A 25,635-nucleotide genomic window follows, 5' to 3' on the forward strand; every position below is an offset into this window, starting at 1 on the left:
AACAATGTCAGGCGATACATTAACAATGTCAGGCGATACATTAACAATGTCAGGCAATACATTAACAATGTCAGGCGATACATTAACCCGGATTTCTCACCAATTCTTGCAACCTCAGTCTAGAGTCCTTACGGGCGGGTTCACAGATATACTCGAATCATTCACGAATATTTCGCTCAACCCGCCCCTACTGTTTGTGAAAAATGCGGAATTAAAAATTTCGGGCGATACATTAGTTCTAAAAATGTCTTTAATTTTGAATTTTGTACACCTGCGGAGAACCCGTAGGGTATTTTGAATTTTGAGTTGTTATCTTGCCCACTGCTGCAAAATATAGGCGTAAAAAGCATCTTTATCTACTGTATCCATAGCTAAAATCTTCCGCCCACCAGAGACAACTTGAGTACGTCCCTGACTAATACCAGTGGTAATAATTTCCGTTTCCCACTCACGCAATTGATAAAATTCTGGGTGTCCTAAATAAGCGGTTGCCAGCACATCCCAAAAATAATAATCTTGGGGAATTACTAAGGCATAACATTGTCCTGCTAAATCAGAAATGGGGTAGTGGCGTTGTTTACCCATTTTCCGGACTAAATCTGATGTAACAGGCACATTGTTAGTTAAATCCAAAGGACACATAATAATTTCAATTTGGGTTTCCCATACCCGCGCCGCAGAAACCGCATCCCAATAAACATTCCATTCCGCAGAACCATCTTGTCCAGATTCTAAACTTTTCTCCACATTGCCAGGAACATTTAACGCACCCCCCATCCAGACAATTTTCTTAATCTTGGCTGCAATATCTGGTGCTTGATCTAAAGCTACAGCTACCGTTGTCAGAGGCCCAGTCACCATGAGAGTTACTGGTTCTGGTGCTTCACGCAAAACTTTGACCATAAAATCTTGACCTGTTTCTGCAACCAAAGGCGTTTTGATAGTTTCGTTTTGGTTGAGAATGGGCAGATGGTCAACAATAAAGGAATCACGGCGATATAAGCGGGGAAAAGGATTAATTCCGCGAACTGTGCTTTCTGCAACGGGTATATGAGAGAATCCCATCAAATCGATAATTTTACGTGTAGCACTAACGGCTGGTTGGACATAACAATCGGCAGGTGTGACTACAACACCGAGAAGTTCAATATGATCCATTGTCAACAGCAGCATAGTCGCTAGATAATCGTCTACACCGCCATCATGATCCATTAATACTAGTTGTTTGTTCATATTACATATTAGGAGAAAGAAAAGATGGATGAATTTATGCAGGCTGCGATTCAAGAAGCAAAACAAGGCAGACAAGAAGGGGGAATCCCTATTGGTTCGGTACTTGTCAAAGATGGCAAGATTCTCGGTAGGGGACACAACAAACGTGTACAAGATGGTGATCCTGTTACCCATGCCGAAATCGATTGTCTCCGCAATGCTGGTAGAATTGGCAGCTACAGAGGTACAATATTATATTCAACCCTAATGCCATGTTATTTATGCGCTGGGGCAGTGGTACAGTTTGGGATCAAAAAAGTTATTGCTGGAGAATCAAGCACTTTTCCCGGTGCGAAAGAGTTTATGGTGTCCCACGGGGTAGAAGTAATTGATCTCAATCTGGATGAATGCGAACAGATGATGACTGATTTTATTACTAACAACCCTGAATTATGGAATGAAGATATTGGCAAGTAGTCATTGGGTATTGGGGTATCTACCTTGTCCCCCAGTCCCCATTTTTTAATTTTTAATTTTTAATTGATTTATCTCCACTCCCTTTTCTTTAAGAAAAGCATCAAACGTAAACTTATCAGGTAACGAAGTTTGTGCGCCTAATTTTGTGGTAGCTAAAGCACCTGCTGCTGTACCCCAAATAACAGCCTCACGTAAAGAAAGTCCGTGATAAAGTGCGGCTGCTAAACCGCCGTTAAAAGCATCACCAGCCGCTACGGTATCAACGGCATCAACTGGAAATGCTGGAATAAAAAAAGTTTCTTCAGGGGTAGCGCAGATAGAACCTTTCGCGCCTAGTTTGACGATCGCACTTTTCACTCCCCTTTGCAATAAAACCTCGGCGGCTTTGGCGGCTGTTTCTTCACCATCTACAATAAAACCCACTAATTGTCCGGCTTCCACTTCATTAGGTGTAATAATATCCACCAAAGGGTAAAGTTCTGCTGGTAAATCAGATTGTGCTGGGGCAGGATCTAAAATTACTTTAATATTGGCATTGTGTCCGGCTTTGGCTGCTGCTACCACTGCATTAATCGGAATTTCTAGTTGTAAAAGTAGTGCCTTAGCTGTTGGTAATAGTTGGGATAATCGTCCTACATCTTCTTGATTGACATATCCATTAGCACCAGGAATCAAAATTATATGATTTTCACCGTGATGATCTACAGTGATGATTGCCACTCCCGAACTGACGTTTTCATCGGCGAAGATATTTTGAGTCTGTACGCCAGTATCCTGCAAATGTTGAACTAGTTCTGCACCAAAATTATTTGCGCCTACACGTCCTACCATGTGGGTAGGAATTCCCAGTCGCGCCAGTGCTACTGCTTGGTTTGCACCTTTACCGCCTGGAATCTTCAAAAATTCTTCTCCTGTCAATGTTTCACCAGCAACAGGCAACCGAGGGGTTGTTACTACTAAGTCTATATTGATGCTGCCGAAAACAATAATACTCATTATCCCAGAAACGCTATATCAAGTTTAGGCGACGGTCGGTTATCGCTTCAGTATTTGACATCCTCCCCACACGCCGCTTGCCTAGTAGCATACTAACCCAGCGAAATTAACAAAGGATCATCACCCACCTTACAATTAAACTAACTACCACTATCATAGGAAGCATCTTGTCATTATTAATACATATATGCGGTTTTCTATTATTCCCTTAACACTTATCCTCACTTTAGCTACCCCATCTCTAGCACAAGCACCAACCCCCACCGCCGAGGCACAAATCACAGAAGCCGTCATACTAAATAACAACGCTGAAGCTACGATTTACAAAGATTTTGTTGGCTTAAATGAACTACAAACAGCGTTAACGCAATTCCAACAGGCGTTAGCTATATTCAAAAAATACGGTGCAAAAGCTGGGGAAGCTAACAGCCTTGTGAATATTGGCTATGTATATTTTCGTAAAGGTGAATATCCTAAAGCACTGGAGTATTTTCAGTCATCTTTAGATATTCGCAGAAAAACGCGCGATCGCCAAAATGAATGGATACCCCTTTCCTACATAGGTGAAGTGTATGTCAATTTGGGGCAGAACGCTAAAGCCTTGGAAGCTTATCAAAGTGCTTTAGCTATTCTTAAAGAACTCAAAGCAGCAAATCCCAAAGATTCTAGCTATGCTACCAGCGAAAAAATCATGCTTGGTGATATGGGTGCAGTTTATTTTCGTCTGGGACAGTACACCAAAGCCTTAGATTTTTATCAACAAAGTTTAGCTCTCCAAAAAGCGAGTGATGATAAAATTGGTGCTATTCAAATGCTGAATAATATTGGTGTCATTTACGTTAACTTGGGTAACTACACCCAAGCGTTAGACTCCTATCAACAAGCTTTAAATAGTCTGCAAGAATGCTGCTCAAATTATTATGGTACACAAGCAGCTACTATGAATAATCTTGCTGGGGCTTATTTTAGCTTGGGTCAATATCAAAAGTCTTTAGAACTCGCAGAGAAATCTGCAAATATTTATAACAAACTTGCTAGCACTAACCCAGAAGAAATTAACAAACAAGATATTAAATTACTTTACGATTATCTTGGGCAAAACTCCCAAGCTATACAACAAGTTACCAGTCGGGCTATTGTTGGTGATGCTTTTGGCAAAGACTTTTTCCAGTTCCAAGGTAAGGCACTGAACTTAAATAATGTTGGTCAAATTTATGCTAGTTTAGGGAAATATGACCAAGCACTAAAATTATATCAACAAGCTTTAAATATTTACAAAGAAAATAACTATAAACCGGGGGTGGCTGTCACTCTCAATAATATTGCACGGATTAATAGTAATCTCGGCAAGTATCCGACAGCGATTGAGTTAAATCAGCAAGCTTTAGTTATTTATCGAGAAGTAGGCGATCGCACCGGGGAAGGTGTGACAATGAGTAACTTAGGACAAATCTATCAACAGCAAAATCAATCCGCCAAAGCTGGGGAATTTTATCAGCAAGCTTTAGCCATGCACCGCGAAGTTAGCGATAAAGTTAGCGAAGCTACAACTTTAAAATTTTTAGGAGATACATTAACTACCCAAAATCAACCGCAGCTAGCAATTGCCTTTTACAAACAATCAGTCAATTTAACTGAGGAAATTCGGCAAAGTTTGCGCGTTATGCCAACTGCTATTCAACAATCTTACACAGAAACAGTAGCAGAAAGATATCGCCGTCTTGCTGATTTATTACTCAAACAAAATCGTCCCGGCGAAGCACAACAAGTTTTAGATTTACTTAAAATCCAAGAGATGACTGATTTCATGGGAAATCGACGCGGAATAGTGCAGCAAACAGCAGTAGTTAATAGTGGACAAAGGGGAACAAATACAGAAACTCCAGCACCCCAAAACTTACCCCTAAAACCCCAGGAACAAGATATTACCCAAAAATATAGCACCATTCAAGACAAAGCGATCGCACTGGGACAAGAACTCACAAATCTCCGCAAAATTCCCCAAAGTTCGCGGACATCTACACAAGAAAAACGCATCACTGAATTAGTTAAACTAGAACAAATAATCACGGCTGAATTTAACAAATTTACCAAAAATCCCTCTGTTGTGGCGTTAGTGCAGCAATTATCTACAAACTCTGGACAGGAAAATCTCAGCTTACGTCAACTCAACTCGCTGCGAGATAATTTACGCCAGTTAAATCAAAAAGCCGTCTTATTATATCCCTTAGTTTTAGAAGATAGATTAGAGTTAGTTTTAGTAACTGCGGATGCACCCCCAATTCATCGTCCAGTAGCAGTAAAACCAGCCGAATTAAATCAAGTCATTGCTGAATTTCGCCAAGCCATAGTCGTTCCTTATAAAGATAGTAAAACCCCAGCCAATAAATTATATAACTGGCTGATTAAACCCATAGAAAATGACCTGAAACAAGCTAATGCTCAAACAATTATCTATGCCCCAGATAGTAAACTGAGATATATACCTTTAGCAGCCTTATACGATGGTAAAAACTGGTTAATTGAGCGTTTTACTATCAATAATATTACTGCTGCTAGTTTAACCAAATTCAACAACAAACCCCAAGTATCTTTGCCGACTTTAGCCGCCGCTTTTACCAAAGGTGACTATAAAGTAGCCGTGGGTGAGAGACAAGAAATATTTAGTGGTTTGGAGTTTGCGAAAGTTGAAGTAGAAAACTTAGCTAAAACAATTAAAGACACAAAAATACTATTAGATAAAGAGTTTAGCACCCAAGTTACCATCCCGCAGATGAATGACTATAAAATCGTACATCTAGCAACGCATGGAATGCTAGTTAGTGGTAATCCTGAAGATTCATTTATTCTATTTGGGGATGGCGAACGTGTTACACTTAAAGATATAGAAAATTGGTCTTTACCAAATGTAGAGTTAGTAGTTTTAAGTGCTTGCCAAACTGGTTTAGGCAAACAATTAGGTAACGGACAAGAAATTCTTGGTTTAGGATATCAAATACAATTAACAGGTGCTAAAGCATCTATGGCTTCATTGTGGGCTGTTTCTGATGGCGGTACACAAGCTTTAATGAATAAGTTTTATACAACATTAAAAACAGGAAAAGTCACCAAAGCCGAAGCTTTAAGAACAGCACAAATTGACTTATTAACAACAAGTAATAGTCAATTCAAACACCCCTACTATTGGGCATCTTTTATTTTAATTGGGAATGGGTTGTAACTAAGCTATCCTCACGTTAGTAGAATATCTAGGCAAGTTAACTATCAATTGCCCCTCTCACCAATATCACGGTACTATCTACGCTAGAGGCGATCGCTTCTGGTATGTTACCTTGAATAGCCTGCTGCAATAAACCTTCACGGGAAGCACCTAACACCACCACATCAAACTTTTCATTCTCCACTAAGTTAATCACACCCTCAGCTACAGAATCAGCTTGGACTGGAGTAGCAAAAACTGTACTCGACAATTGGCGGCGACGCATCAGTTGACGGATGGCCTGTTCAATAACTGTCATGTCTGGCTTGAACTCCAAGGGTTTAAACACCCGCGTCAAACAAATTTGCGGGTTATCTCCCAAAGTGACTAAAGCTGGTAACAATTTAATCGCTAATCTGGCGTTGGGGCCGCCCGCCATTGGGACTAACCAACGGTTGAATTGAGGTTTGAAGGGACTACCCAACTTAACTAACACAACATCACAGGTGGCTTGGCGGATAATGGTATCTACAACATTACCGAAAATCCGGCCGGGGGTAGAGGTGTTACCTTTCCAGCCCATGAGAATTAAATCTATGTGCTGTTCGTTGATGGTTTCTAAGATAGCTTGGGCGGAATCATGGGCGACGCGAATTTGGGTATGTAGGGGAATGCGCCATTTTTTAGCTAATACTTCCGCTTGTCTGAGGAGGCGGCGACTTTTGGCGGTTCTGACTGATGTTTCAGACGGGGAACTGTGGCGGGATACTAAGATAACTTGCACACATTCTATTTCATAATGGCGATCGCGGGCAATGGCGGCGGCCATCTGTAATAATATCTCGGCGGTTTCCGGGTTAGCGACGGGGACTAATAATCGACCTCTGCCAATACTAGGCGATCGCGTTTGGTAAACTACATAAGAAGGTTCTGGTTGTGGCCCTGGGATAGCATTTTTACCATTCAGATGGTCTGCTTCAGCGCGAATAATGTCTGCACGGGTAATAATCCCAATCAGTTTTCTACCATCTATTACTGGTAAGCGACTCAGTTGATATCTATCAAGTAAATACAGGACGTTACTCAAACTGTGTAAAGGTGTTACCGTCATCGGATTGGCGGTCATAATCTCTCTGAGAAAAGTATCCTTTTGTAAGTGGCGATTTTGGATTTTCGTTAAATCAGATTGGGTGACAATTCCTACTAATTTACTTTCTTCCACCACCGGAAAACCACGGTGATGGGAACTGGAAAAGGCTTGTGTGGCTTCTTCGAGACTCATGTCTGCATCCAGAGTTTCTACCCGTTGCTGCATCACATCTTTAGCTGTTAATTTATTTAATACCCCTTCCACAGAAACTTCTTTCGTCAAGGTGATGCCATTAAGTTGCAACAGCTTTTCATACAATGAACCAGGAAATACTTTATCTGCTACCAAATAAGCCGTCACCACCACAATCATCAAAGGTAGCACCAGATTAAAATCAGTCGTCATCTCAAACACAATCACAATGGCGGTGATGGGGACTTTAGAAACTGCACTAAAAAATCCTCCCATCCCGGCTAAAGCATAGGTAATTGGAGAACCTTGATCTAAAATCTCATGAGACAACACCCCTACCAAGTGACCCAAGACCGAACCTAAAATCAGACTAGGTGCAAATAACCCACCAGGTGCGCCAGAACCAAAAGCTACTAAGGTGAGGATAAACTGAGAGATAAAGGCAATCACCGCTATGGTAGGATTTAAGTCCCCCGTAATAATATATCCTCGTAAACCCGTATTATCCCGAAAATAGGCTGGTAAAAAAGAGACGACAATACCCGAAATTAAGCCAGCCAAAGCCATCCTTAAGGGTAAACTGATATGCAACCGCCGATAAAATTTGATACTAAAAATTAAGCCTTGATTAAATAATGCTCCCAGTAACCCCGCCAAAACACCCAACAGTAAAAAAAAGGGAATTTCCGTAAAGTAGAATCCACTGGAATAACTCATCAATTCAATATTTAAATTAAAACTGCCACCACCCAACAACCGCGACACCACCCCACCAATAAAGGCCGCGATAATGGCAGTTCCTAGAGTCATTCCCGATAAATCTTGCAGTAATTCCTCAATAATAAATAGTACACCGGCAATAGGAGCATTAAACGCCGCCGCCAAACCTGCACCCGCGCCTGCTGCAATCATTTGTCGGCGATGGTCAGGAGAAGTAGGAACTAAGCGACTCATCCCACCAGCCAAAGCCGCACCTACCTGCACTGTCGGCCCCTGTCTACCCAAAGTCATCCCCGAACCTAAAACCATAATGGCAGTGACAAGCTTCACCAATGCTACCCGCCAGGATAATTTATTTGGGATATTAGCCAGAGTCGCCTTGACTTGGGGAATACCACTACCCGCCGCCTCTGGTGCAAACCTTTGTACCAACCAGCCAGCCAAAAACCCAAAACTCACGCCAACTAGAGGTAGTGCCACCCAAGTTGGTAAAAGATGGGAACTCTGAACGCGCAATGCTCCCAAAGAACCAGAACCCACTTTCAGGAATACCGCAGATAAAGCCGCTACTACCCCGATAATACAAGCTTCTGCGATCGCTAAACCCTTTCTCGGTTGTAACCACCTACGAAAGTGCATAATAATTCGTAATTCGTAATGGACTTCTCTACGAGACGCTATCGCGAACGTCCCGCTTTGCTAACGTAATTCGTAATTAGTCAATGAGCATTGGGTATGAGTTACCCTCTACCTTGTCCCCTGTCACCTGTCCCCTGTCCCCTGTCACCTGTCACCTGTCACCTGTCCCCTCAATTCCTGCCCGTTGTCGATAGTCCCTCCACTATCAAAGATGGTGTGTAGCACGAACCGTTCCAATCGGCATCATCACCTAATTCTACTTGTTTGAGGGCGGTGTAGATATTACCTGCCACCATAGTATCTTTAATACGTCCGATAACTTCGCCTTTGCGGACGCGATAACCTAATTCAATATTGATGGAAAAATCACCGGAAATGCCGCCGCCGCCACCCAGTATTTGATCAATAATTAAGCCATCATCCATTTTTTGAATTAACTCTGGCAATGATGCTTTACCAGGTTGGATGAGAAAATTAAATAACCCAGGGGTGGGATAGCTGCTCAAACTAGGCCGGAAGCCATTCCCAGTTGTACCAGTTTCCAGTTTACTTCCAGTGGTGCGATCGCAATAATAATGCTGTAATATGCCGTTTTCTACAAATACTAAAGGAGTTGTCGGCGTACCCTCATCATCAAAAGGGCAACTGTAAGGCCCTGCTAGGGGGTCTTGATAAAGGGTAAGATTAGATGCTATTACTGGTGTACCTAAGCGTTCTCCCCACGGGGAGGCTGACTCTAGCACCCGCTTACCATTTAACGCGGCTTGGGCTGTTCCCCACAACATATCAGCTGCTTTAGAAGTAAATAAAACCGGCACACGACGATTGGGCGATAGGACATTATGTTTAGCCCAAATCAATCGCTGTAAGATTTGCTGGGCTAATTTCTCTGGTTCTAGAATGTCTCGCTGGGTTTGACCATCAGCAACACTTAAAAAATCATCACCCCGCACCCACTCGGCTGACATATAGCAACTAAGTGTAGTATCATTGTAATAACAATCTAGTCCTTGACTATTAACCAGTCTTGTGCTTTCAATATCACATTCCCAATCACTATTACACACTACATCTGGATAGGCATCACGGATTATAGCGATCGCTTCTTTGCCCCAACTAACTAGCACTTCTATCGGTACAGATGAGCCTAGGTCTGGATAATCTGGCTGAAAATTGCTGACCAGTTCCAAGACTTCTGGTTGATTAAGTTGGCTTAAAGCGATCGCTCTTTCCACCATAACTTTTGGCTTCACAGAACCATAAGCTACCGTGAGTCCTGGACGCCCATTGCGCCATAGCCGCAATGCTGTGCCTTCAGATTGACTGGTTTCTAGCTGTTTGAGTCGGTTAGCCTCAAAAAAAACCGGACGAGAAAGCGATCGCGACTGATACACCTCAGCTGCTTCTGCTCCCGATTTGATAGCTAACTCTAGCAGATTTTCTGCTAGTGTATCCTGTGACAAATTTTCAGAACCCATGACCCTCGGTAAATTATGGATTTTGGATTGTGAACCGCAGATCAACGCAGATCATTATCCCAAATCATTGGCTTATTATCCGCGTAAATTAGCATTTGCCATATTCGCAATGCAGACGGACGCAGATAATTATCCCAAATCATTGGTATTTCTCAGCATTTATTAGGGAATGGGGAAAGAAGGCAGGGGGAGCAGGGGACGCAGGGGACGTAGGGGGAGAGAAATACAATGCCCCATGCCTAATTCCTACCTTACGGTACATTAATCTCTTGTAAAAGCCAAAATCCAGCGAAAGCTTCCGCTTGGGCATCGGATTGCACACCTAGAAAATGCACTCCCTTAGCTTCTTGCTTGGCTGCTTCAAAACCTTTAGCTTCAGCTAGGGTGGTTGGATTTTTGAGATTGGCTAAAATCCAACTTTCTGTAGTCCCAGTTTCTAAAACTAATCTCGTGCCTTGTTTCGTATCAACCCTCAAAAAGGCTAACTCTAAACCAGACATCCAACCCGCCAAAGGTAACGCTCTCGGTGAAAAAATCAATATGCCAGGGATGCGGGCTTCTGGCGATAATTTTGCCAACTCTAGGGGAAAAGCTTCACTAAAACCAATTTCCCACTCTGGCATCTCAGCTAACTCCGCAGCCGATAACGAGACAAATACCCATTGTTGCCCTTCCAAAGCATCAGGTAATCTTTGAGGTAAAGGACTTTCCAAACGCACCGAAGCATTTGTTCCTCCTTGATAGCCAGGCTCTTGAGGATAAACCTCATCCATGCGCTGTTGCAGCCATTCGTTAAGTATCAAAATCCGACGGCTAGATAGGGCAGGAATACCCAAATCTTCGCAAGCTTTGACAATCATATTATTCATTTGGCGGCGGAAAAAGCGAATTTTGATGGGTGCTTCCCCAGCTTTATCTATGGCTTCCTGTAATGCTGTCCTTAACCAACCTGAGTTTACCTCTGTACTAGGACAATATTTTGCATAACGGAATAAAGAATCTAAGTTTGTGCGGATATCTAAGGGACTTTCACAGACTAAGACTTCCCAAACTTTTTTCTGATTTTCGTCCAAAATCGGACGGGAGTAAAAATCTATTTCCCAAATACTGCCCATGTTTTGCCGTAAAAATCTGGCGAGTTTATATTTTGCTTATACTCCCACTCTACCCCTTTGGGGAATTCAAAATTCAAAATTCAAAATTCAAAATGGGGAACTGGGGACTGGGGAAGAATTTACTTCCCCTGCTCCCCTGTCCCCTGCTCCCCTATCACCTATCCCCTGTCACCTGTCCCCTGTCCCCTGTCCCCTGTCACCTGTCCCCTATCTTCTGTGACATTTAATATAAGTGATGTAAAATTAGCGGAATTATCATCCAATACAAAAAGGAAAAAAATATTGTTAATCGTATCGCAGCTAACACTTGAAATTCCTACAGCCAGAAGAATCTTCTAGAATTAAAAAGAGTGATTAAGTACATATACCAACGGAGGATAGAATAGCTCATGGCTGGTGGCGAGTCTCAGACCCCTGTTAGTCTCTCAGACAGAGAACTGCAAATTATCGACTTAGTGGCCGCTGGCTTAACTAACCAAGAAATTGCAGGAAAACTGGAAATTAGCAAACGCACAGTTGACAACCATATCAGCAACATTCTCGACAAAACCCGCACTGAAAACCGAGTGGCTCTTGTTCGCTGGGCTTTACAGTGGGGTAAAGTTTGCTTGAATGATGTCAATTGTTGTCTTCTCCCTAAACAAGACGAATAAACGACTTGCAGACGCTCTCAAGTGCATCTAGCATGGCAATTAATTTCGTCTGGTATGCAGCATAGCTGATTTTGACAGATCATTTAGATGATTGTTTTCTCCTCACGCATTTTTTGTGAATCTCTAGCGCAGGTCTCACGCAGGTCAAAATCAAGCAGAACGTAAAGCTTGGCTGTTTAGTTATTGTGGGTCGCTATTTTCCCCCGTTGGTACAGTTGGTTACAAAACTGTACCAACGGGTAATTTTGCTACATTTCAAAAGATATTGAGACAATCATCAACAAAAATTAGCAACAATACCTTGCCTCAGACGCTACATTGGTAGGAAATCTATGTTGCTCCATCAACTTGGGGAGCAGTGTTTTTATGAATACATCTGCTGCTTTTATCGGTAACTCATCTCCCTTTGATTTTTTAAGTTTTGACTTTACAGCACCTCAACCTACACAAGATGCTGACTTACTCAAGCAGCTATCTTTTATCCCTGGGTTGAAAGAGATGTTAATGCTGCGCCAAGTTCACGCCTTGGAACACGCCACGGTTTGGGTGTTGAGTGAAGTAAAAAACACTCAATCCCCCACCGGAAGACCAAGCAAAATCCAAATTGATGATGAATTATTGGGTGGTTTGTCTACAGACCAGGGATTTTATCTCTATGGGGAAGTGAATATCAGCGATTTGCGGCGAGCTGTTACCCTTGCTCTTCACCGCCTTATTCATGGCGAATGGGATTTGGCTGTACATCCCCGTTGCGGTACAAATTTATCAGTGGCTATGTTATTGACGGCTGGCTTAGGTGTAGGTGTGACTTTAATGTTACCATTCCGACCTGTTGAGCAATTGATCGGTTTAGGATTAGCAGCCACTACAGCCTCTGAACTTGCACCCGATGTAGGTTCAATAGCACAGCGATATCTGACAACTGCGATTCCCTTTAACCTAGCAGTTGAAAATATTACTATCTCTCGTGATGTTTGGGGTCGTCAGGGGCATTTTGTCAAAGTAAACTGGCAAGAGAATAATTCGTAATTCGTGATGACGCTCAAAGAATCTCTACGAGACGTTGCGCGATCGCTAACTTAATTCTTAATTGGTAATGCGAAAACTGTATTTTTTAGTTCCTGGAACTGGTGGCAAATTTGCTTGTGGTGGTTTGTGGGCGGAGTTGAAAGCGTTTAAGCTCGCTCAACAGGTTTGTAGTGCTGAGGTGGTGACTTATCGGCAACGGGAAACAGATAAGCTGTTTTTAGATGATCTGTTGCAAGAGCAAAGTTTAGATGATGTAATTTTTGTGATTAGTTGGGGATTTGATATAGCTAAGTTGGCTAAAAAACTCCAGCCATATAATGTTGTTTATCATGCTCATAGTGCAGGTTATAAATTTAGTTTACCTGCCAGTATTCCCATTATTACTGTGAGCCGTATTACGATGGGATATTGGGGACAAAAAGCACCCAATTCTCTCGTTTATTATTTGCCTAATGAAATTAGTTATGATTTTAAAAATTTAAATATAGAACGAGATATTGATGTTTTAGTTCAGTCGCGAAAATCTTCTGAGTATTTACTAAATCAACTAATTCCCGCTTTACAACAAAAATGTAGAGTCCAGGTAGTTAATTCTTATGTGGAAGACTTACCTGGATTATTTAATCGGGTTAAAGTTTATCTTTATGATTCGGCAGAATATTGGGCGCAACAGAATGTCAGTGAAGGTTTTGGTCTGCAACCAATGGAAGCTATGGCTTGTGGTTGTCAGGTTTTTTCTAGTGTCAACGGCGGACTTTCTGATTATTTAGACCCTGGATTTAATTGCTATAAAATTGCTGGATATTCCCAAGAGTACGACGTTCAAAGGGTTTTGAAGGTAATAGACTCTACTATCTCACCTAATTTATCTGAAGATTTCTTTGCTGAATATCGACCTGAAAATATTATTAAGCGTCTGCAAGTAATTATTACAGAATTAAACGAATTTTTTGACCATAAAAAGCATTATTCTAGCAATATACCCAGTTTGACTAGAGGGCGTTTACTCAACCTATTTATACAGAGAGTAAATAAAAAATTTCGCAAAAAATATTTTCAGGGTTTGTAATTTTATCATGATGAACAACTGGTTTAATACAGCTAGACTGGGGATGTTTGTTCATTGGGGACACAGTTCTCAACAAGAATGTGAGTTATCTTGGCCATTAGTTGGGGGTGTATTCAGTCTTCCTTTTTGCCAAGATATTCCTGTTGAGAAATACCACAGCACTGCTGATAATTTCAATCCACAGCAATACAATCCTCAAGAATGGGCATATTTAGCAAAAAGTCTAGGTATGAAATATGCCATCTTAACAGCCAAACATCATGATGGTTTTGCCCTATTCCATACCCAAGAATCAGACTTTTCAATTGCATCTACACCTTATAAAAAAGACATTGTACGTGAATTTATCGATGCTATGCGCTCTGAAGGATTGCGTATAGGGCTTTATTTTTCCCTCAGTGATTGGCATCATCCTGACTATCCTGCTTTTACAGAGGCTGATAAACCTTATCGATTTGACAAATTACCTCAACCTACACCGCAACAGTGGGAGCGATATCTTCAATTTCTGTGCAATCAGATCCGAGAATTATTGAGCAACTACGGTCAAATTGACATCATTTGGTTTGATGGGAGTTGGGAACGTACTCTAGAACAATGGCAGGTGCAAGAATTAGCAAAAATAATTCGTGAATTACAACCTAATATTCTCATTAACGATCGCCTGCCAAATTGTGGAGACTTTGCAACCCCTGAACAGTTTATTCCCCCTCACCCACCTGCTCATCTTTGGGAAACCTGTCTGACTATCAATGAAAGTTGGGGATATAACTCAGATGATCATTGTTTTAAGTCCTCCCGTCAGCTAATTCATACCCTTTGTGAAGTCGCAGGGAAAGGAGGTAATCTTCTGCTTAATGTTAGCCCAATGGGTAACGGACAAATCCCCCCTGAGCAGTTAGAACGTCTCAAAGATATAGCTGATTGGATGTCCAAGCATTCTGAAAGTATACTAGATACCATGCCAGGATTAGAACCCTGGCAATTTTATGGCCCCTCAACTCGTAAGGGTAATCGCATTTATCTACACTTATTAATGCAACCTTACGAAACAATATCAGTTAGAGGTATACCAATCAAACAAGTAAAATCAGTGTCTGTTCTTGCTGACGGTACACCACTGAACTTTACAAGTCGCTGTGCAATTATGGATTCTCTTCTCAATCCCAATCCGTTAGGAGAATTGACAATAGATGTACCTGAATCGGTAATTAATCCCTACGTCACAGTGATTTGTATTGATATTGGGTAATTAATTTTACCAGTTGGCAACGGCTTCGGCGATCGCTTCCTTCGCAGCAACTAGAGACTTTTCACGCTCATCGTCACCTGTGTTCAGGTTCTCAGCGTGGATAAAGGTAACATCTATCAGACCGATAAAACCTAAAATAGCCCGCAGATAAGGTTCTTGATAATCGTAAGCAGCAAAGGGAGTTCCCGGTGAAAAAGCACCACCACGAGAGGTAATAATTAATACTTTTTTGCTGCTGTCTACTAAACCTTTAAAGCCGTTCTCATCCGCAGCAAAGGTGCGACCGACGCGCACAATTTGGTCGATGTACGCCTTGAAAGTCGAGGGTATATTCAAGTTATACATCGGTACGCCAAAAATATAGCGATCGGCGGCAAGCAATTCATCAATTAGACTATCTGATAACTTAATCGCTTCATTTAATTGGGGTGTACGTGCATCTGGGGGTGTAAAAGCAGCAGCAATCCAAGATTCGTCTACATGGGGAACAGGACTATGGCCTAAATCCCGGTAAGTCACAATGTCACCAACATGAGTATCTTTCCAAGAAGTAATAAATTCATAAGAAAGCGATCGTGAAATTGAACGTTCACCACGAGGACTAGTATCAATGTGGAGGATATTTGCCATGAAAAAATTCCCCAATTATTAGGCATACAACAAAATTTATGGTCAAGTTAAAAATACTTGCCGAATAGACTTTAAACTATATAAAGTTAATATGAAAGTACGCACTAAAAAGTAAGGTACTTACTAAAAAGTAACTATGGAAGCTCAAGCAGAAAATTATGAAAGGCTAACTTGTGAAGTAGAAACTACTTTAAAGGTAATTGGCGGACGCTGGAAGGTTTTAATCATCAGAGAACTGCTATCAGAGACTAAAAGATTTGGTGAATTGCAGCGTTCTCTACCTGGAATTACACAAAAAATGCTCACTCAACAACTACGAGAATTAGAAGAAGATGGTATTATACATCGAGAAGTATACGCACAAATCCCTCCAAAGGTAGAATATTCTTTAACACCTTTAGGAAAAAGTTTACAACCAATTCTCTATGCAATGCACGAATGGGCTGTTAAGCATTTTATCAAAAATAGGTGACAGGGAATAGCTTCTTCTAGTTTGTTATGAGGTTTTTCAAAAATTAGATGTGAGTTGTTTATTTAAATTTCATTTAAGTTAAGTAAAGGTTAATTAGGTTAATTAGGTTAATTAGTTTATTGAGTTTATCGAAAATTTGGGTTGAAAACCCCGTCCTTATAGGACGGGTTTATGTTTTTGTGGTAGCATAAGAGTGTGGTTAATTGGTCGTACCACTTCGTGGTTCGCAGTAGCGTTGTGTAGCAAAGCAATCTACGCGGAGCGTCTTTGCCAGGATAAAGCCATGATTGTTTACGAGTTTAAAGTTAAGGGTAAAGAAAAGCAATATCAGGCAATCAACGAAGCAATTCGTACCAGCCAATTCATTCAGAATAAGTGCTTGCGCTATTGGATGGATAACAAGGATTCAAACGTAGATAAGTATGCTTTGAATAAATATTGTGCTGTATTAGCTGCGGAATTTCCCTTCGCTGACGAACTTAACTCAATGGCAAGACAATCTGCTGCTGAACGTTCTTGGAGTGCAATTTCTCGGTTTTACGACAACTGCAAGAAAAAAGTTAAAGGTAAAAAAGGGTTTCCTAAATTTAAGAAAAACTGCCGTTCAGTTGAATATAAATCAACAGGATGGAAGCTAAATCTGACTCGTAAGTCTATAACTTTCTCAGATAAGAAAGGGATTGGAACTCTTAAATTAAAAGGGACTTACGACCTGAATTACTACGACATCAAGCAGATTAAGCGTGTCCGTTTAGTATGTCGTGCTGATGGGTATTACGCCCAATTTGCAATTGACGTTGATGCCAGGATAGAAACTCAACCCTCACATCAATTAGTGGGTATTGACTTGGGATTGAAGTATTTCATTGCTGATAATAAAGGCAATGTAGAACCATCCCCCCAATTCTACCGCAAGTCAGAAAAACAGTTAAACCGTGCTAATCGCAAAAAGTCTAAAAAGTTCAGTAAAGACAAAAAGAAAGCTCGCGCAAGGCAATCTAACAATTACCACAAAGCTAGAAATAGATATGCTCGTAAGCATTTAAGAGTAAGTAGGCAACGAAAAGAGTATTGCAAGAGATTGGCATACTCCGTTATCCAATCTAATGATTTGGTAGCTTATGAAGACTTGAATGTCAAAGGGTTGGTACGTAATCGACATCTAGCTAAATCAATTAGTGACGCTGGTTGGTCAACTTTCCGCCTGTGGTTGGAATATTTTGGTCAGAAATATGGGAAAGTGACAGTTGCTGTTCCTCCCCATAACACGAGTCAAAATTGTTCTAACTGTGGTGAGAAAGTGCAGAAATCTTTGTCTACAAGGACTCATGTTTGTCCACATTGCGGATATGTGGAAGACAGAGATATCAACGCAGCAATCAACATTTTGAGACTAGGACTCAGTACGGTAGGGCATACCGGAACTTACGCTACAGGAGATTTGCCCTCTTGGGCGATTGGCCGCGGCCTGTCGTCTAATGGCGAGTCTGTGAATGTAGAATCCCCACGCCTTTAGGCTCGGGAGTGTCAATGAGTTTGTAAATATTCAATTGCTGCTTCTAACTTAGAAGAATAACTTTCAGCAAATCTTTCAAACCAAAGTCCTTCAGGAGAGAAAGGATCTAATTTTGTTAGCCAATCTTGGGCTTGCTTTTTCAACCCTTCTCGTTGTTTAGCTTTGATTTGTTCTTGTCGAATCCTTTCTTGTTCTATTTCTTGCTGCTTTCTCGATTCCTCGGCTTGGTCTTGGGCTGCAACGTCAGCCTGAACTTCTGTTAAGAGATTGTCGATAAAAGAAGCTGATTTGTTTGCAGGTGGGCTGAATGGTTTACCTACATTGGGTACATTGGGTTTTGGCTGTGGCTGTTTTGGTTGTTCGCTATCATATTCAGCTTTGATTTGCGCTAACAGCTTATCAATAGAATCCATAATTATAATTCAATATTCAAAAGTCAAAAAAGATAAAAAGTCAGGTTTTCACTGACTTTAGTTGCTTTTAAATGTAGCTTGTTTCCCGCTTTTACCTAGCTGTGCTAGTCAGTAATAGCATTAAGTAGAACTTCTGAAAGACTCATATCCTCCATATCATCCATTGTGATGGTGTCGCAGATATCAAATTTTGCCCCAGCACTTTGCAATTCATCATCCAAAACTTTGAGAAAGCGGGTAGCTTGGGCATCTTTACCGACTTGGATGAAAGAAATAGCTAGTTCTTCATCTTTATCCATACGGCGAGAAGCTTCAATAATTACTTTCATTACCGCTTTGCGATCGTCTGGTTCACCATCGGTGACAACCAATATTGTTTCACCATTGGGTTTGGTTTGACCAGAGGCTTTGCGTTGGAAATAATCATCAGTAGCGTGTTTTAGTACAGCCGCTAAATCAGTAGTTCCAGAAGGATCATTTTCTAGAAAAATTTGAGCTACCTTAGCAGAAGTAACATTTTCATATCGCTTAAATCTACCAGAGAATACATATAAAGTAATGCCATCTGGATCAAATTGTTCGCACTTACTTGCTAAAGCTAAAGTAGATTCTTGGGCAGTTACCCATCTATTTCTACCACCCTTTTGGTCAGGGGTGGCCATGCTGCCACTTTTGTCAATAATTAGAGTGTAATCACGATTTTCTAGCATGATGTAATTTGACTAATAAAATAACTAATGACTAATCAGTAATTGCGTTCATTAAGACATCTGCAAGGCTCATGTCTTCTAAGTCATCTAAGGTGATAGTATCGCAAATATCAAATTTAGCACCCACACCTTGTAGCTGGTCATCTAAAGCTTTCAGAAACTTCGTAGCTTGGGCATCTGAGCCTACTTGAATCATGGAAATACCTAATTCTTCATCACGATCCATCTGGCGTGTAGCATTGATAATAACTTCAAAAACTGCTTTGCGATCGTCTGGTTCGCCGTCGGTAATCACTAAAATTGTCTCGCCATTGGGTTTGGTTTGGCCAGATGCTTTACGTTGAAAGTAATTATTCAGTGCATCCTGGAGGACACCGGCTAAATTAGTTGTCCCGGCTGGGTCATTTTCGAGAAAGACTTGGGCGACTTTAGCAGTGGTCACATTTTCATAACGTTTAAATCTGCCAGAAAAAACATAAACAGTAATGCCATCTGGGTCAAACTGTTCGCACTTTCTAGCTAAAGCTATGGTTGATTCTTGGGCTATTTCCCATCTGCTTCTACCACCAACTTGGTCAGGGGTAGACATACTACCGCTTTTGTCGATGATTAGTGTGTAGTCGCGATCGCTCATCATAATATTCCTTTAATTATTACCCTGTGCTTCTAGTCTAGCCGCTCGGTAATAGTACGACATCCTCTAGAATTGCATTGTAATAATGATTTATTCATTCTATCCCCTGTCACCTGTCACCTATTCCCTAATCACCTTGGGCAGACTACCGCGTCCGTTATAGATTAGTAATGTATCACCTGACTAATTCGGGCTTGGTCTTTCACAGCGAAGGGTTTGGATGGAAATGTTTACTTCGTCAGAGACTCCTATACTTGGGACAATTTTGTTAGTGGCTTTTGCCATTTTAGGTTGGGGCTTTTATCGCGCCAGACCTTTTGGGAAACTGGGAATCTTGGCCTGGTTGCAGTCGGTGGTGTTAATGACTCCCTGGCTGCTGTTCTTCGGTTTGTTTGCGGCTGGAATTTATATCAATATAGCCGGTATATTGTTCTTGGTAGTGGTTTCTGCGGGCTTGTATGTCTACTTAGGCAGACAGTTGCGTACTGCTGGTCAAGATGCCATCCTCAAGCAACGAGCCACCCAAAGGCTAGCGGATGAATCTTCTCAAGCATCTGAAAACGTAACGCAGCCAACAGTAGTGGTTGTGGAAATACTGCCAATTCCAGAAGAAGACTTGAGTGCCATTAGAAGCATTTTTGGGATTGATACGTTTTTTGCCACAGAAACGATCGCCTACCAACAAGGTGCTATTTTCAAAGGTAATCTGCGTGGTGAACCCCAAGATGTTCACAATCGTTTGACTGCCAGTTTAAAAGAAAAACTTGGCGATAAATATCGTTTGTTTTTATTAGAAAACACAGACGGTAAACCCGTGGTTATTGTTCTACCTAGCAGCAATGACCCACGCCTGATGACGTTACCGCAAAAAGTCTTTGCAGCTATCCTGGCTGTAGCAACCATTGGTACTAGTCTAGAAACGGGCGGATTATTGCTCAATTTTGATGTTCTGGCTAATCCAGAACGGTTGCAAGAGGCTTTACCCATCGGTTTGGGTATATTTGCGATTTTGGTCGCCCATGAAATTGGACATTGGTTGCTGGCGCGTCGTCATCAAGTCCGCCTCAGTTGGCCTTTCTTTTTACCGGCGGTACAGATTGGGTCTTTTGGCTCAATCACCCGCTTTGAGTCGCTGTTACAGAATCGCTCAGTGTTATTTGATATTGCCGTGGCGGGTCCGATCGCTGGTGGTATTGTATCTTTACTCATGCTGATTGTGGGCTTGCTGCTTTCTCACCCAGGCAGTTTATTTCAATTACCCAATCAGTTTTTCCAAGGTTCAATTTTAGTGGGTAGCCTAGCACGGGTTGTTTTGGGTTCAGCGTTGCAGTCACCGTTAGTTAGTGTTAATCCCCTGGTGGTGATTGGTTGGCTGGGATTGGTCATCACAGCTTTAAACTTGATGCCGGCTGGACAATTAGATGGCGGACGCGTTGTACAGGCGATTTACGGACGCAAAACTGCAAATAGGTCAACGATCGCCACTTTAATTGTCTTAGCTTTGGTAGGCTTGGGTAATCCCATAGCACTGTATTGGTTAATCGTTATCCTGTTTCTACAACGGGATTTAGAACGCCCCAGCTTGAATGAAATCACCGAACCCAACGATGCGAGGGCTGCTTTGGGTTTATTGGTTCTGTTCTTAATGATTACCACCCTTTTACCTCTAACCCCCGGTTTGGCTGGAAGGTTGGGAATCGGCGGGTAAATGAGTAATGAGTAATGAGTAATGAGTAAATACCCATTACTTATTACTCATTACTCATTACATAAATTAAGGAAACAGGTTACAGTGAAAATTTATCTGTCACCTGTCCCCTATCCCCTGTCACCTTCTTACGCTTTCCACCCCGTCAGCAAATTGGGATATTTAGCTGGTGTAGAAAATATTTGCTTCCAGGCTGTCTGACGTTCTAAGGGTTTTTCTTTACTTAGATTCCAGAGGGTTTCATAGAAAAAGAAAGAGATTCCCGCAAAATTGCGATCGCGTACTTTCTGCACTTGGGTTTGAATTTGCTGCATGGGTACGGATCTATTCTTCAAGCCAGATAAAATCCCAATACTCACAGGAATATGCTTTTGGGCGGCTTTGACTTCTGGATACTCTAATTCTTTGATAAAGACATTGAGATCATCGCGGTAAATCTGCAATACCAATTCTTCAACTATTCCCATCCGTTCCCAACGTTGCCAGTCGGCGAGAAAATATTCATAGGAAAAACGCTGCGGGTTGGGAGCAACGGAAACCAAGCAATCTTTTTTCGCAGATTTAATCGCTGTAAATATCCGCTTCATGAAAACAGTGATTTTGTCGGCTCGCCAACGCACCCATTCTGGGTCTTTGGGATTTTTGGAGGGTGCTTGACCACGATGTTCTTTTTTGTACAAGCCTACGGTGTAGGCATCATAGCCTAGTTCTGAAGGTAAGCCGAAATGGTCATCAAACTGGATACCGTCAATATCGTAGTTTCTGACGATTTCGACAATTAAATCCTGGATGAATTGCTGCACATCGGGACGAAAGGGACTTAACCAAACTCGCTCATGTGTGCCTTCTTTCACCATCCGAGTACCATTGCTGCGACTTGTCAGCCATTGGGGACGATTTTTAGCCAGCAGAGAATCTGCTGGGGCCATGAAGCCAAATTCAAACCAAGGAATCACGGTTAACCCTTGTTTATGCCCCTCCGTGACAATTTCTTTGAGCATATCGCGCCCTTTTAATCCAGGAGTGGGATCAAGCGATCGCCCAATCACTTTCGCGGCTACTTGACTGGGATACAGGGTATATCCCCAATTCCACACTGCTGGATATACGGTATTGAAATTCAGTTCATCTAATTTTTGTAAAGATTTTTGCAGGCGATCGCGCTCAAACAGCACATCACTATCAATATTAGTTAACCACACCCCCCTCAATTCTGATGCTAGTGATGAGTTAGGAGTGATTTGTGCGTTTAAAGGTAACGATAAAATCACTGTAGTCACCACACTCAAAACCAGCATCACTGCCAAAAATACTGGCTTGCTTTTTTGATTAAAATTCTGCAACAAAAACCTCACACACCACTTTCTAAACATTTTCATAAATTGTTACATGAGCAGAAAATGAAACAATAATCATGACGCATTCAAGAGCCAGAAGTTGCTCTGAATAAAAATTATTAGCACATGAACACTTTTATCTATAGAGATACAAAGGTATAAAACTTTATGTTTTCTTTATATCTTATTGTAATTATTTCATCTTATTCATCTGTTAATATCAATACATCATTTTCATATTTGTTTGGTTAATGTAAATAATATACCTAATGGTTGACCATTAGAGTCTGTTTAGCAGTATGCTAAGTAGTAATTAAAAAGTTTCCATCTAGCTACTTAGGGATACTTAATAACCCAAAATAGCTAGCAGGCAGTGTTTACACGGTTATATTGACGACTTCTAATCTAAAATCTCAGATTCGGTGATGAAAAGCCTAAGTAACTCGCAAAATCATTTAGCAGAAACGACAGCAGCCATCAAGAGGCTAGAAAGGGCAATTATGCTTGCTGCTGGTGATTTTTCGCTGATATTAGCTTGCTGTAACTCGCTTCAGAAACAACAGCAAATACTCAACTTATTCACTGAATCTTCAGCATTCAAGATACAGGAGATTATTCTCCAGCCAACCGACGAGACATTATACACAACCATTACTAAGAAAATTGGCACTATTCACCCAGAAGCATTGATGATTAAGGGTTTAGAATCTGTGGCGGCAATTAACCAACTCATCACCAGTACCAATATGATGCGAGATGAGTTTCGCAAAACTTTTAACTTTCCCGTAGTGTTATGGCTCAACGATGAAATTCTCAATAAATTAGTCTGGTTAGCACCTGATTTGAAAAACTGGGCAGCCAACACCATTCGCTTTGATATTCCCCATCATCAGCTGATCAACAATCAAGTCTTGATTGCTTAATATTTAACCATTAGACCTGCCTTAAAAATAGAGGCTGAAACAACGGGAAATCATTATTTTCATTGTTCCTTGTGAGCGCAGCTCATGGAGTCTCTTGCATAAATGCTGAAGCTGTCATGTTGAGCGAAGCGAAACATCTCAAAGATTGTACATTTCATTCAGAATGACACATCTCATTTTCAGACTTTTGCAAGAGGTCTATTGAATCCCGTCTAAAGACCAAATTTCTGCGCCAATAACCAGAATATGGTAAATTACTGAGTAAAGCGGCTAGATAAATAACATCTAGTCAAAGGGGTATGTTTCAGCTATTGAAACAAAGAGCTATCAACAGATTGCTGCATTGAACCTCTAGATATTCGTCTTGAGTAAAGTATTGTTGACTCAAAAATAACTAGATGTCCGCCGAGCAACGCCTAGAACAGAAACGCCAGATACTACAAGAGCAGTATGATATATTAGCTAAGAAGCTAACACTACTACGTTTGGACTGGGCAGTTGAGACAGATACGGCTCATCGTTTCAAGCTAGCAACGCAAATTGAAGCCAATGAAAGAGAACTGAAGGAAACTGAAACAGAACTCGGTGAATTAGAACAGCAGCTTACTAAAGTAAAACAAGCTTCATCTAGTGAAAAGTTATATAGTGCTTTGTTGAAATTGGGTTATCGCCAGCAGACGCGAGAATTTCGGCAGTTTATTAACGCTCACTCTGCGGCGGCTTTCCTCATCTACGGTTCACCAGAGTATGGACAACGCTGGCTGTTGAATCGGTTAATAGTTAAAGATATTCCTATTATTCTTACGGGTAAGATTGTGCGAATTGACCTCAGTCGCATTGCTCGCAGGAATGATATTAATGCTTTATGGCGTGAATTGGGTGGTCGAGTTGGGCTAGGTAGACAAAGCACAATTACTGAAATTGCTGAACGAGTTTATCAATGGTGGCTAACTCAGAATGTGCTGCTAATTTTCTATGATGTTGATTGTCTATCGGAAACCTTTCTGCATGAGTTAATCCGCTATTTCTGGCTACCATTAGCTCATAAAGTAAAAGAAGTTACACCGCCAAGTAGTCAATTCAAATTATTAATGTTCTTGGTAGATTACGGCGGCTGTGCAGGTAGTTGGAATGTCCCTTTTGCAGAAGGTCATAACGCTTGGAAGCTAACTAAAATCACCGAATTTTCCGAGGTTGATCTAACTTACTGGCTCGATTTTGCATTGGATGAACTGCCGAATCAACTCACAGACCAAGTAGAGGAAACGATACAAACTATACTGAAAAACAGCGATAATGGAATTCCAGAACCTGCTTTAGAAGAAATTTGTCATCTTTCAGGCTGTAATTGGTATGAACAAGAGGAAAAATGGTTGAGGCTGTAGGTAGACAACTGGAATATACAGGTAAAGTTCAGCCCCAGCCAGGAGAAAGAGGGGTAAATGGACAGCTTTTGTATCCTTATTTACCTAGCCCCGAACTAGTGGAAGCAGTTAACTTGGCGATTTACTTAGAAAGACCATTACTGCTGAAGGGAGAACCAGGGTGTGGTAAGACACTTTTAGCCAGTGCAGTTGCCTACGAATTGGGTCTACATTTAGAAACTTGGTATGTTAAATCTACCAGTCGGGCGCAGGATGGTTTGTATACCTACGATGCGGTGGGACGCTTGCGAGATGCCCAGCTTGCAGCGTCTAGTCGCTTGACAGCAGAACAAATTCAGCGAATTGATGACCCGAATACCTACGTGCGTTGGGGGTCTTTGGGACGTGCTTTTCAGCAAGAACAGCCAAGAGTTGTATTAATTGATGAAATTGATAAGGCTGATATTGATTTTCCTAATGACTTGCTGTTGGAACTAGATCAAAAACAATTTACTGTTGAGGAAACAGGGGAGACAATTAGAGCCAAGTCACCAGCAATTGTTTTGATTACGAGTAATGATGAGAAAGATTTACCGGATGCTTTCTTGCGGCGGTGCTTGTTTCAGTATGTGGAATTTCCTCAGCCTGAACAGTTAATAGAAATTGTTAATTCTCGTTTCCCTGATGTACCGCCAGAATTGCTCAAGAAAGCCGTGACTCGTTTCCTCATGTTGCGGAACGATATGGACAAAAGACCTATCTTTAAAATAAATTTTATAAGAAAATAAACAGAGAAGATAAAAAAGC

At 41.3% G+C, this 25,635-nt stretch carries 22 protein-coding genes; 12 read left to right on the top strand and 10 right to left on the bottom strand.

Going from position 1 to position 25,635, the window contains the following annotated elements; all coding sequences use genetic code 11:
* Positions 1 to 309 precede the first annotated feature (309 nt).
* Positions 310 to 1,233, bottom strand: coding sequence for a nucleoside hydrolase (locus ACM0OR_RS23605; RefSeq protein WP_414578984.1), 924 nt, complete (start codon positions 1,231 to 1,233; stop codon positions 310 to 312).
* 24 nt (positions 1,234 to 1,257) lie between these two features.
* On the opposite strand from ACM0OR_RS23605, the gene ACM0OR_RS23610 reads away from it, so the two are divergent.
* Positions 1,258 to 1,689, top strand: coding sequence for a nucleoside deaminase (locus ACM0OR_RS23610; RefSeq protein ID WP_323268468.1), 432 nt, complete (start codon positions 1,258 to 1,260; stop codon positions 1,687 to 1,689).
* A 45-nt stretch (positions 1,690 to 1,734) separates the two neighbouring features.
* Here the strand turns inward: ACM0OR_RS23610 and rbsK are convergent, their stop codons facing one another.
* Positions 1,735 to 2,685 (bottom strand): ribokinase, encoded by a 951-nt coding sequence (rbsK, locus tag ACM0OR_RS23615; RefSeq protein WP_414578985.1) that lies wholly within the window; start codon positions 2,683 to 2,685, stop codon positions 1,735 to 1,737.
* Between the two features lie 187 nt (positions 2,686 to 2,872).
* Here rbsK and ACM0OR_RS23620 point away from each other — a divergent pair, with 187 nt between their 5' ends.
* Positions 2,873 to 5,905, top strand: a complete 3,033-nt coding sequence (locus tag ACM0OR_RS23620) for a CHAT domain-containing protein (RefSeq protein WP_414578986.1) — start codon at positions 2,873 to 2,875, stop codon at positions 5,903 to 5,905.
* A 37-nt stretch (positions 5,906 to 5,942) separates the two neighbouring features.
* Here ACM0OR_RS23620 and ACM0OR_RS23625 read toward each other — a convergent pair whose 3' ends face one another.
* From ACM0OR_RS23625 to ACM0OR_RS23635, 3 genes are all read right to left on the bottom strand, one after another.
* The gene (locus tag ACM0OR_RS23625; protein ID WP_414578987.1) at positions 5,943 to 8,525 is read right to left on the bottom strand and encodes a chloride channel protein; all 2,583 of its coding nucleotides are present in this window, start codon (positions 8,523 to 8,525) and stop codon (positions 5,943 to 5,945) included.
* A gap of 170 nt (positions 8,526 to 8,695) precedes the next feature.
* Positions 8,696 to 10,003: a TldD/PmbA family protein gene (locus ACM0OR_RS23630; protein WP_414578988.1), complete on the bottom strand. Its 1,308-nt coding sequence runs from the start codon at positions 10,001 to 10,003 to the stop codon at positions 8,696 to 8,698.
* A gap of 251 nt (positions 10,004 to 10,254) precedes the next feature.
* The gene (locus tag ACM0OR_RS23635; protein WP_414578989.1) at positions 10,255 to 11,118 is read right to left on the bottom strand and encodes a Tab2/Atab2 family RNA-binding protein; all 864 of its coding nucleotides are present in this window, start codon (positions 11,116 to 11,118) and stop codon (positions 10,255 to 10,257) included.
* A 389-nt stretch (positions 11,119 to 11,507) separates the two neighbouring features.
* On the opposite strand from ACM0OR_RS23635, the gene ACM0OR_RS23640 reads away from it, so the two are divergent.
* From ACM0OR_RS23640 to ACM0OR_RS23655, 4 genes are all read left to right on the top strand, one after another.
* On the top strand, positions 11,508 to 11,771 hold the full coding sequence (locus tag ACM0OR_RS23640) for a helix-turn-helix transcriptional regulator (RefSeq protein WP_323268430.1): 264 nt from the start codon (positions 11,508 to 11,510) through the stop codon (positions 11,769 to 11,771).
* A 366-nt stretch (positions 11,772 to 12,137) separates the two neighbouring features.
* A complete protein-coding gene (locus ACM0OR_RS23645; RefSeq protein ID WP_323268429.1) occupies positions 12,138 to 12,800 on the top strand; it encodes a DUF6391 domain-containing protein in 663 nt (220 codons plus the stop codon).
* A gap of 67 nt (positions 12,801 to 12,867) precedes the next feature.
* Positions 12,868 to 13,869, top strand: coding sequence for a glycosyltransferase (locus tag ACM0OR_RS23650; RefSeq protein WP_414578990.1), 1,002 nt, complete (start codon positions 12,868 to 12,870; stop codon positions 13,867 to 13,869).
* Between the two features lie 7 nt (positions 13,870 to 13,876).
* A complete protein-coding gene (locus ACM0OR_RS23655) occupies positions 13,877 to 15,121 on the top strand; it encodes an alpha-L-fucosidase (protein ID WP_414578991.1) in 1,245 nt (414 codons plus the stop codon).
* A gap of 6 nt (positions 15,122 to 15,127) precedes the next feature.
* Here the strand turns inward: ACM0OR_RS23655 and ACM0OR_RS23660 are convergent, their stop codons facing one another.
* Entirely contained in the window at positions 15,128 to 15,751 is a 624-nt protein-coding gene (locus ACM0OR_RS23660) for an FMN-dependent NADH-azoreductase (protein WP_414578992.1), read from the bottom strand.
* Between the two features lie 136 nt (positions 15,752 to 15,887).
* Here ACM0OR_RS23660 and ACM0OR_RS23665 point away from each other — a divergent pair, with 136 nt between their 5' ends.
* Positions 15,888 to 16,223, top strand: coding sequence for a winged helix-turn-helix transcriptional regulator (locus ACM0OR_RS23665; RefSeq protein WP_414578993.1), 336 nt, complete (start codon positions 15,888 to 15,890; stop codon positions 16,221 to 16,223).
* 283 nt (positions 16,224 to 16,506) lie between these two features.
* Positions 16,507 to 17,739 carry an RNA-guided endonuclease InsQ/TnpB family protein gene (locus ACM0OR_RS23670; protein ID WP_414578994.1) on the top strand — a complete coding sequence of 411 codons (1,233 nt, stop codon included), beginning with the start codon at positions 16,507 to 16,509 and terminating at the stop codon, positions 17,737 to 17,739.
* A gap of 11 nt (positions 17,740 to 17,750) precedes the next feature.
* Here the strand turns inward: ACM0OR_RS23670 and ACM0OR_RS23675 are convergent, their stop codons facing one another.
* From ACM0OR_RS23675 to ACM0OR_RS23685, 3 genes are all read right to left on the bottom strand, one after another.
* Positions 17,751 to 18,152, bottom strand: a complete 402-nt coding sequence (locus ACM0OR_RS23675; RefSeq protein ID WP_414578995.1) for a salt stress protein, Slr1339 family — start codon at positions 18,150 to 18,152, stop codon at positions 17,751 to 17,753.
* 104 nt (positions 18,153 to 18,256) lie between these two features.
* Positions 18,257 to 18,862: a vWA domain-containing protein gene (locus ACM0OR_RS23680; protein ID WP_414578996.1), complete on the bottom strand. Its 606-nt coding sequence runs from the start codon at positions 18,860 to 18,862 to the stop codon at positions 18,257 to 18,259.
* 31 nt (positions 18,863 to 18,893) lie between these two features.
* Positions 18,894 to 19,499: a vWA domain-containing protein gene (locus ACM0OR_RS23685; protein WP_414578997.1), complete on the bottom strand. Its 606-nt coding sequence runs from the start codon at positions 19,497 to 19,499 to the stop codon at positions 18,894 to 18,896.
* Between the two features lie 223 nt (positions 19,500 to 19,722).
* Between ACM0OR_RS23685 and ACM0OR_RS23690 the strand changes: the two genes are divergently transcribed.
* A complete protein-coding gene (locus ACM0OR_RS23690; protein ID WP_414578998.1) occupies positions 19,723 to 21,204 on the top strand; it encodes a site-2 protease family protein in 1,482 nt (493 codons plus the stop codon).
* 128 nt (positions 21,205 to 21,332) lie between these two features.
* On the opposite strand, the gene ACM0OR_RS23695 is transcribed toward ACM0OR_RS23690, so the two are convergent.
* Entirely contained in the window at positions 21,333 to 22,583 is a 1,251-nt protein-coding gene (locus ACM0OR_RS23695; protein ID WP_414578999.1) for a glycoside hydrolase family 10 protein, read from the bottom strand.
* A gap of 383 nt (positions 22,584 to 22,966) precedes the next feature.
* On the opposite strand from ACM0OR_RS23695, the gene ACM0OR_RS23700 reads away from it, so the two are divergent.
* The 3 genes from ACM0OR_RS23700 to ACM0OR_RS23710 all read left to right on the top strand — a co-directional run bounded on the left by ACM0OR_RS23700 (position 22,967) and on the right by ACM0OR_RS23710 (position 25,616).
* On the top strand, positions 22,967 to 23,464 hold the full coding sequence (locus tag ACM0OR_RS23700) for a hypothetical protein (RefSeq protein WP_414579000.1): 498 nt from the start codon (positions 22,967 to 22,969) through the stop codon (positions 23,462 to 23,464).
* A 398-nt stretch (positions 23,465 to 23,862) separates the two neighbouring features.
* Positions 23,863 to 24,849 (top strand): hypothetical protein, encoded by a 987-nt coding sequence (locus ACM0OR_RS23705; RefSeq protein ID WP_414579001.1) that lies wholly within the window; start codon positions 23,863 to 23,865, stop codon positions 24,847 to 24,849.
* A complete protein-coding gene (locus tag ACM0OR_RS23710) occupies positions 24,834 to 25,616 on the top strand; it encodes an AAA family ATPase (RefSeq protein ID WP_414579002.1) in 783 nt (260 codons plus the stop codon). The genes ACM0OR_RS23705 and ACM0OR_RS23710 overlap by 16 nt, the downstream gene beginning before the upstream one ends.
* The last annotated feature ends 19 nt before the right edge of the window (positions 25,617 to 25,635 follow it).

This window comes from Anabaena sp. CCY 9402-a, from assembly GCF_963920945.1.
GTDB classification, from domain to species: domain Bacteria; phylum Cyanobacteriota; class Cyanobacteriia; order Cyanobacteriales; family Nostocaceae; genus Trichormus; species Trichormus minutissimus.